The sequence below is a fragment of the Deinococcus marmoris DSM 12784 genome (assembly GCF_000701405.1).
In the GTDB taxonomy this organism is placed as follows: Bacteria; Deinococcota; Deinococci; order Deinococcales; family Deinococcaceae; genus Deinococcus; species Deinococcus marmoris.
In genome coordinates this window covers 44130-52233 of sequence record NZ_JNIV01000023.1, presented here as the reverse complement: position 1 = coordinate 52233, position 8104 = coordinate 44130, and the positions used below count along the sequence as shown (strand labels likewise).

The following is an 8104-nucleotide window of genomic DNA, read 5'->3' as shown; positions in this document are numbered from 1 at the left end:
CTCTGGGTCACGTCCTGCTGCCTGCCGAGTTTCCCGCACCAGGACGCGATTGATCGCCTCCCATGAACCGTCAGCTTCAAAACGGCGAAAGTACGAATACACCGTCTGCCACGCTGGAAAGTCATGCGGCAGGTTTCTCCAGGCAATGCCGCCCTGCAAGACGTACATGATCGCGCACAGCACCTCGTAGAGATCGACCGTGCGTGGCCGCCCTCCTGGCTTGGCAGAGGGGAGGAGTGGTTCGAGCCGCTTAAACTGGGCTTGGGTCAGGTCCGACGAGTAAGGCTTGCGTTTCACACCTCAAGCTTGCCACCGGGTCTGATCCTTTATAAACGCGCTCTGAAGCTCAACAGACTTGTAAGCGGGACTGGTGTGTGTGCCTCTGCTCAAGACCAGCTTTGGGCGCGGCCAAGATATGTTCAGCAAAAGTCGAACCCACGGCCCGCCTCCAGATTCGGGGGCAGGCCGTGGGTTCAAGCTTCAGATGGAGTTGTGTGGCTCGGCTTTACTTGAAGTTGGCGTTGTACTCGGCCAGTGCCGCGTCTGCGCGGGTCTTGGCTTCCTTCAGGGCGGCGTCCACCGAGCTGCCGCTCAGGACCTTCTGAACGCCTTCCTCGATGATCTTGCGGGTCTGGATCGCCGCGCCGTTCAGGCCGCCAGCGGTGGCGGGGCTGGGGACGGTCTGGGTGAGCTGGTTAAAGGCCACCAGTTGCAGCGGAGTCTGGGTAAACCAGCCCTGCTTGCGCAGCAGGTCGATGCTGCTCTGGCGTACCGGGTAGTAGCCGGTCAGCTTGTGCCAGTCGGCCATGTTCTTGGTGTTGGTCATGTACAGCGCGAAGTCCAGCGCGCCCTCGGCCTGCGGCTTGGGGATGCCCTTGGGAATCCACACGCTGGCCCCACCGATGACCACGCCGTTGCGCTTGGTCCCCGACACGATGGGCAGCGCGCCAATCCCCATCTGGAATCCGGCCTTCTTGGCGGCCTCGCCGTTGTTGCCGATGTCGGCGGTGGAGGTGATGTGGAACACGACCTTCTGGTTGTTGAAGATGGCGTCGCTGCCGTCCCAGTCTTCCAGCTTGCCGGTGTAGGTGTAGTACTTGTTGTCCTGGAGGGTCTTGAAGAAGGTGAAGATGTTCTTGGCGGCGGCGCTGTCCAGGTTGGTGGCGGTGGCGCGGGCCTTGCGTCCGTTGTCGTTGTTCAGCAGCGTCACGCCCTGCTGCGCCATCCACTGCTCAATGAACCAGCCGTTCAGGCTCATGCCGAAGCACGTCACGCCCAGCTTGGCGGCCTCGATCTTTTTACAGGCGTCCAGCATTCCGCCGAAGGTGGTGGGCGGCTTCTTGGGGTCCAGCCCCGCCTTCTTCATCAGGTCCTTGTTGTAGTACAGGACGGGTGACGAGGAGTTGAAGGGCAGGCTGTTGACCTTGCCGTTGATCGTGTAGTAGTTGATGACGGGCTTGATGTAGTCGCCAAAATCCACGTTCTTGACGCTGCTGACCGGCTGGAACACGCCGCTGTCGAGGGCGAGCTGGCTGCCCACTTCAAAGATCTGCACCAGCGCGGGCGGCTTGCCCTGACGCGCGGCGAGAATGGTGGCCTGGAGGCTGTCGTTGTAGCTGCCTTTATAGGTGGGCACCACCTTGACACCGGGGTTGGCCTTATTGAACTCATCGGCGCGGGCCTGAATCCAGCCGGTGCGCTTGGCATCCCCAAAAGAGTGCCAGAAATCCACGGTGGTCTGGGCCTGCGCGGTCTGTGCAGTGGCCATTGCCATCAGGGCCAGCGTCAACATCATTTTTTTCATGTTTCTAAATTAGGCGCTACACATCATGGGCTTGTCAAGCCGCAGGGCACATTCACAGGCCCTGGACTGCGGCTCAGCGCGACACGAGCAGCACATCCGGCAGGTCACCGATCAGTGCCGACACGCCCAGAGCTTCCAATCGGATCACCTCGGCAGGATTGTTGACGGTCCAGGTGTTGACCCGCCAGCCCCCGGCCTGCGCCTGCGCCATCAGGGCGGCGTCGATCATGCTGTGGTGCGGGTGCGATGCACTGGCCTTCAGCCCACGCAGCACGAGGGGCACAAGGTCCAGCGGGCCGAATTTGTAGCTGCGGTGATACAGAAAGCCGCGCTCGATCTCCGGTGCGTGGCTGCGGGCGGCGGCCAGCAGCAGCGGATTAAAGCTGCTGAGGATCACCCGCTGAGTCAGTCCGTGTGCGCGGATAGCGTCCAGCGTGCGGGCCACGCGGTCATCCGGCAGCGCCCGCTCGTATTTGATTTCCACGTTCAGGTACGCGCCTGTTGTTGCCGCCCATTCCAGCAGTTCTTCCAGCGTCGGCACGTCGTCGGGCAGATCGGCAGCCTCCATCTGCGGCAGGGCACGCCCGTCTTTCAGGTGTTCATCGTGGTGAATGACCAGCGTGCCGTCTTTCAAGCGCCGCACGTCCAGTTCCACGCCGTCCAGCCCGGCGTCCAGCGCGGCCTGAAAGCCCCGCATGGTGTTTTCCTGATGCATCTTTGGCGTTCCCCGGTGACCTAAAAGCAGCGGCGTCATGCCGCACAGACTAGCCGCTTGACCGCCCGCTTGACCTGACCCCTGGGGCAGCCCCCATGCTAAGGACACCTCTAGAGGAGCCGCCATGATCCCCACCGAATCCACCGCTTCCATGACCATCAGCGCCTTTGCCGGGGCCTCGCGCCTGAGCCTCAAAGCCCTGCGCCTGTACGGCGAGCTGGGCCTGCTGCCCCCCGAACGGGTGGACCCGGACAGCGGCTACCGCTACTACTCGCCCCGGCAATTACCGCAGGCCCGGTTGATCGGCCTGCTCCGCCAGCTCGACCTCTCGCTCAGTGGGATCCGCGCCGTGCTGGACGCCCCAGCAGACCAGCAGCCCGACATGATCTGGGGCCACTGGACAGCCGCCGAGGCCCAGCACGTCCAGCGGCGCGAACTGGCCCGCTATGTCCTGCGTACCCTCAAAGGAGAACCCCCCATGACCCAGCACTTTGATGTCCAGCAGCGTTTTGTCCCCGCACAGCAGGTCGCCGCCGTGTCCCGACGCCTGCGTGAGCATGAGCTGCCGGCCTTTATCGAACAACAACTTGAGGAGCTGTCCGGCCAGCTCACAGCGGCGGGCGCAACAGCCGCGGGCGCTCCCTTCGTCGTCTATCACGGTCAGGTCAACGACGACAATGACGGCCCCGTCGAGGTCTGTATGCCATACAGCGGACATCTGACGCCCACGGGCAATCTGACCCTGCGTGAAGAACCTGCCCACCATGAAGCCTATGTCACCCTGACCAAAGCGCAGTTCGACTTCCCCGGCATTCTGGACGCCTACGACGCCGCTTGTGCCCACGCCGTGGCGCACGGCCAGTGCGGCGCACTCAGCCCCCGCGAGGTCTACCCGCACGCCTGGGACGGCCTGAACGACACGGACCCGGCGGGCGACGTGGCCTGGCCGTTCGTGCCGCAGCCGGGCTGAGCCGCGTGCCGCACTGAACTGGAAGCGCCACACCGAAAACGCCGCCCGGCAGCACATCTGCGGGCGGCGTCTTTCCTCCTGCCGTCAAAAGCTAGAAGCTGTCGCCGCCCCCCACCCGCACGGCCTGATAGTACGCGTAGGCGGCGCTGTAGCACGCCGGACGCTTGTACCAGCTCTTGGCGGCGCAGATGGCCTTCATGTTGGTGTGGAACGCCTCGTCGGTGGTCTTGCGGTTGCTGTCGGTGCGCTGGTAGACCTTCAGGTTGCGGTAGCCGAAGTCGTGGACGTTGCAGGCCGGGCGGAAGTCCTCGCGGTAGCCCAGGCCCAGGCCGTCGGGGGCGCTGCAACCGTCGCGGCCCCAGCTCAGGCCAGCGTAGGGGCGGGTGGTGCCCGCATATGCCGCGTACTGGTTGTTGTAGTTGCCCACGCTGCCCCAGCCGGTGCGCTTGACATAGGCCAGCCGATCACTGGCGAGGTCCAGACCCGTGATGGCAGGCACAGAGGGCAGACTCAGGTCTGCCACGCGCTCACCGTACGCTTCCTGCAAGGCTTCGAGCAGGCCAGGATCGTTGCCGTACTTCTCCAGAATCGCCTGACTGCCTGCATCCTGGAGTTCGGGGCGCTGGGCGTAGGCGTCGGTTGCGCCGGAAACAGTCTGGGGCGTGGTCTGACCACAGGCCATCAGGGTCAGGGACAGCAGGGCGGCGGGCAGCAGCAGTGGGCGCATGGGGATCTCCTAGGAAAAGAGAGAGGAAGTGAGGACAGACAGAAGCTGCCGTCCCTGGAGCGCGGTCAAATTTTGGTTGCCCGTATGGTAATCATTCCGTCTCTCGTTTGGAAGGGGCCAGTTCGTGTGCTGCCCACCCGAATGGGTGGACTCCCGCCGCTAGACCGGATGCCGCGCCGAGGCGAAGGTCTGCTGCGCGCTCGCGTCGCCCGGCAGCTTCTCGTATTCGCCGTCCAGACACAGCTCCCAGGAGCCGCGCTGATCGGTCCATTCGGTCTTCAGGATGTCCAGAAACTGATCCCGGTGGGCATCAATCAGCACGGGGGCAATGACCTCCACCCGGCGGTCCAGGTTGCGGCTCATCAGGTCCGCGCTGCCGAAGTAGACCTCGGCGTTTCCGGCGTTGCCGAAGACGTAGACGCGGGCATGTTCCAGGTAGCGCCCCAGCAGACTGCGGACGCGCACCGTTTCGGACAGACCCGGCACGCCGGGGCGCAGGCAGCACACGCCCCGGATGATCAGTTCGATGCGGACGCCCGCACTCGCCGCCCCGTACAGCGCCTCGATCATGGCCGGATCGGTCAGTGAATTGACCTTGATCTGTGCCCAGGCATCAAGCCCCGCGCGGGCGTTGTCGGCCTCACGCTCCAGCAGGGCTTCCAGACCGCTGCGGGCGGTGTCGGGGGCCACCAGCAGATGGGTGTAATCGGCCTCGGCGTAGCCGGTCAGGTGGTTGAACAGTTCGGCCACGTCCATGCCGATTTCGGGATCGGCGGTCAGCAGACTCAGATCGGTGTAGAGGCGGGCCGTTTTCGGGTTGTAATTCCCCGTGCCGATGTGCGCGTATCGGCGCAGCCCCTCCGCTTCCCGGCGCACCACCAGCGTCACCTTAGCGTGGGTCTTGAGGCCCGCCATGCCGTACACCACATGCGCCCCGGCCCGCTCCAGCTTCCTGGCCCAACTGATATTGCGCTGCTCGTCGAACCGCGCCTTGAGTTCGATCAGGGCCACCACCTGCTTGCCGTTCTCGGCGGCGGTTCGCAGCGCGGCCAGCAACCGGGGGTCATCCCCCGTGCGGTACAGCGTCTGCTTGATCGCCAGCACCTGCGGATCGCGGCTGGCCTCCTCGATGAAATTCAGGATGTTGGCAAAACCGTCATAGGGGTGATGCAGCAGCACGTCACCGCCGCGCAGGGTATCGAAGATGCCGTTTTCCTCCTCGCCGTCCAGATCAGGTACGGCGGGGGCGTAGTCTGGAAAGGCCAGATCGGGGCGGTTCACGGGCAGGCCCATCAGATCGGCGGTGCCCAGCGGGCCTTCCAGCAGGAAGATGTCCTCGGCGGCCAGTCTCAGGCGCTCCTGAAGGAAGGTCACAAGTTTGATGGGGGTCTCGCGCACCACTTCCAGCCGCACAGCAGCGCCGAAACGGCGGCGGCGCAGCCCGTCCTCGATGGTGGCCAGCAGGTCCTCGGCCTCCTCTTCCTCGAACTCGTAATCGGTGTTGCGGGTCACGCGGAACACATGCGCGGCCAGCACCTCGCGGCCCTTGAACAGCTCGCCGATGTGCGCGGCGATCACGTCTTCCAGCATCAGCAGGGCGTCGCCGATCACCACCACGCGCGGCAACACGCCCACCGGCACCTTCACGCGCGCAAAATCGGTGTCGCCCTCGGAACTGCCCCGCAGCAGCACCGCCAGATTCAGGCTGAGGTTGCTCAGGTACGGAAAGGGGTGGCTGGGGTCCACCACCAGCGGCGTCAGCACCGGCTGAATCTCGGCCAGATAGTGTTCGCGCAGGCTGGCGCGGGCGCGTTTGCCCAGATCGGCCACGCGCACCAGCTTGAGGCCCTCGTCCATCAGCAGCTTCAGCACCTTGCGCGTCGTCTTCTCGATCTCGCGCAACATCCCCTGGGTGCGTTCGCGGACCAGTGCCAGCGTCTCGCGCGGCGTTATGCCGTCCAGACCGGGCGTGTTCACGCCCGCCGCGATCTGACGGTGAATGCCCGCCACGCGCACCATAAAGAACTCGTCGAGGTTGCTGCCGCAGATGGCCGCGTACTTCAGCCGTTCCAGCGGCGGGTTGCGAACGTCACGCGCCTCGGCCAGCACCCGTTCGTTAAAGGCCAGCCAGGACAGCTCACGGTTCAGGTAGCGGCTCTCGGTGTTTGCCACCGTACTGTGTGTGCGCGTTTCGCCCAGACCTTCCGGCTCCGGCTTCTTGCGGTGGCGTTTGGCCCTGGCCGGGGCGGGTTCAGTCAGGACGGCGGACGTTTTGGCGCGGGACACAGAGGACAACTCCTTTAAGCGGGACGGTGGGGAAATCTAGAGTGAGTCGGAGATTGAGTCGGTCGGAAAAAGATAAACCGGGTCTATCAGGCGACTATCAGGGCATTAAAGCACCGATTTGCGTGAGTGACCCGGTATTCAGCTTGATTGTTCGTGGGGGAATGGGCGGCTGGGTGGAAGGCGAAAAGATAACCCCTCTCCTGCGGAGCTGTGCCAGCCAGTCCGCTTTGCAGGAGAGGAGTTGAACGGGCAGAGCAACCCTTAAACCGCCTTCAAACCCTGCTTATACCCGCTTGAACAGCAACGTTGCGTTCTGCCCGCCAAACGCAAACGAGTTGCTCAGGACGTACTCCACCTGCTTTTCGCGTGCGCCTTCGGGGATGTAATCCAGGTCCAGTGCGGGATCGGGATCAGTCAGATTGATGGTGGGCGGCAGGATACCGTCTTTCAGCGCCTGCGCCACGGCAATCGCCTCGATGGCCCCCGCCGCGCCCAGCAGGTGTCCAGTCATGGACTTGGTAGAGCTGATCGCCAGCTTCTTGGCATGATCTCCGAACACATGCTTGATTCCCTGTGTCTCGTACAGGTCATTGAAGTGCGTGCTGGTGCCGTGCGCGTTGACGTAGCCCACCTGTTCGGGGTTGACCCCCGCCGTGTTCAGGGCCATCCTCATCGCCACCTGCGCGCCACGTCCCTCGGGGGCGGGCATGGTGATGTGGTGGGCGTCTGCGCTGGTGCCGTAGCCGACGACTTCGGCGTAGATGGTGGCTCCCCGCTTTTTGGCCTTCTCGTACTCTTCCAGAATCACGATGCCTGCGCCCTCGCCCAGCACGAAACCGTCGCGGGTGGCGCTGAAGGGACGGCTGGCCGTTTCCGGCGAGTCGTTGCGGGTCGACAGCGCCTTCATGTTGGAGAATCCGCCCACGGCGATGGCGGTCACGGCGGCCTCGGTGCCCCCGGCGATCATCACGTCGGCCAGATCGAGCTGAATGTAGCGCGCCGCGTCACCGATGGAACCCGTGCCCGTCGCGCAGGCGGTGACCACAGTGCTGCTCGGCCCCGTCGCGCCAAATTTCATGGCGACGTGTCCGGTGGCCATGTTGGCAATCATCATCGGAATGAACATCGGGCTGATGCGCCCTGGCCCGCGCTCATGCAGCACGGCGGCCTGATCCTCGAAGGTCTTGACCCCACCGATGCCGCTGCCCACCACCGTGCCGACGCGCTCGCCACTGAGTTCCTCGGGGGTCAGGCCGCTGTCACGCGCCGCGAGTTCGGAGGCCACCAGCGCCAGTTGCACGTAGCGGTCCAATTTCCGGGCCTCGCGCGGATCGATGAATTCATCCAGACTGCCCCTGACCTCGCCCGCGATCTTGCTGGCGGTATTGGTGGCGTCGAAATGCGTGATCGGACCAATGCCACTTTTACCCGCGCGCTGCGCCTCGGCATACGCTGCCGCCCCCATCCCGATGGGCGTCACCGGCCCCAGCCCCGTGATCACCACCCGCTTTAGTCCTGAAACGCCCATGTCTTCCCCTCCCTTTTGAGATGGAAAACGGGGCCACGGTCTGCACCGCGCCCCGCTCCTTTACACTGCCCCGG

The 8104-nt window shown here is 64.3% G+C and carries 7 protein-coding genes; 1 reads left to right on the top strand and 6 read right to left on the bottom strand.

Annotated elements, in window-relative coordinates:
* The 3 genes from Q319_RS26140 to Q319_RS0107495 all read right to left on the bottom strand — a co-directional run.
* Positions 1-297, bottom strand: a 297-nt coding sequence (locus Q319_RS26140; RefSeq protein ID WP_029481535.1) for a transposase, incomplete at its 3' end; no start/stop codon positions are given.
* A 208-nt stretch (positions 298-505) separates the two neighbouring features.
* A complete protein-coding gene (locus Q319_RS0107500) occupies positions 506-1804 on the bottom strand; it encodes an ABC transporter substrate-binding protein (protein ID WP_029481533.1) in 1299 nt (432 codons plus the stop codon).
* 73 nt (positions 1805-1877) lie between these two features.
* A complete protein-coding gene (locus tag Q319_RS0107495) occupies positions 1878-2558 on the bottom strand; it encodes a glycerophosphodiester phosphodiesterase (RefSeq protein WP_029481532.1) in 681 nt (226 codons plus the stop codon).
* A gap of 85 nt (positions 2559-2643) precedes the next feature.
* Here Q319_RS0107495 and Q319_RS0107490 point away from each other — a divergent pair, with 85 nt between their 5' ends.
* Entirely contained in the window at positions 2644-3489 is an 846-nt protein-coding gene (locus tag Q319_RS0107490; RefSeq protein WP_029481529.1) for a MerR family transcriptional regulator, read from the top strand.
* A 91-nt stretch (positions 3490-3580) separates the two neighbouring features.
* Here Q319_RS0107490 and Q319_RS0107485 read toward each other — a convergent pair whose 3' ends face one another.
* The 3 genes from Q319_RS0107485 to fabF form a co-directional block, all read right to left on the bottom strand.
* Positions 3581-4216, bottom strand: coding sequence for a phospholipase A2 (locus tag Q319_RS0107485; RefSeq protein ID WP_029481527.1), 636 nt, complete (start codon positions 4214-4216; stop codon positions 3581-3583).
* A gap of 159 nt (positions 4217-4375) precedes the next feature.
* A complete protein-coding gene (ppk1, locus tag Q319_RS0107480) occupies positions 4376-6502 on the bottom strand; it encodes a polyphosphate kinase 1 (RefSeq protein ID WP_081845934.1) in 2127 nt (708 codons plus the stop codon).
* A gap of 283 nt (positions 6503-6785) precedes the next feature.
* Positions 6786-8030 (bottom strand): beta-ketoacyl-ACP synthase II, encoded by a 1245-nt coding sequence (fabF, locus tag Q319_RS0107475; RefSeq protein WP_029481525.1) that lies wholly within the window; start codon positions 8028-8030, stop codon positions 6786-6788.
* Between the last annotated feature and the right edge of the window lie 74 nt (positions 8031-8104).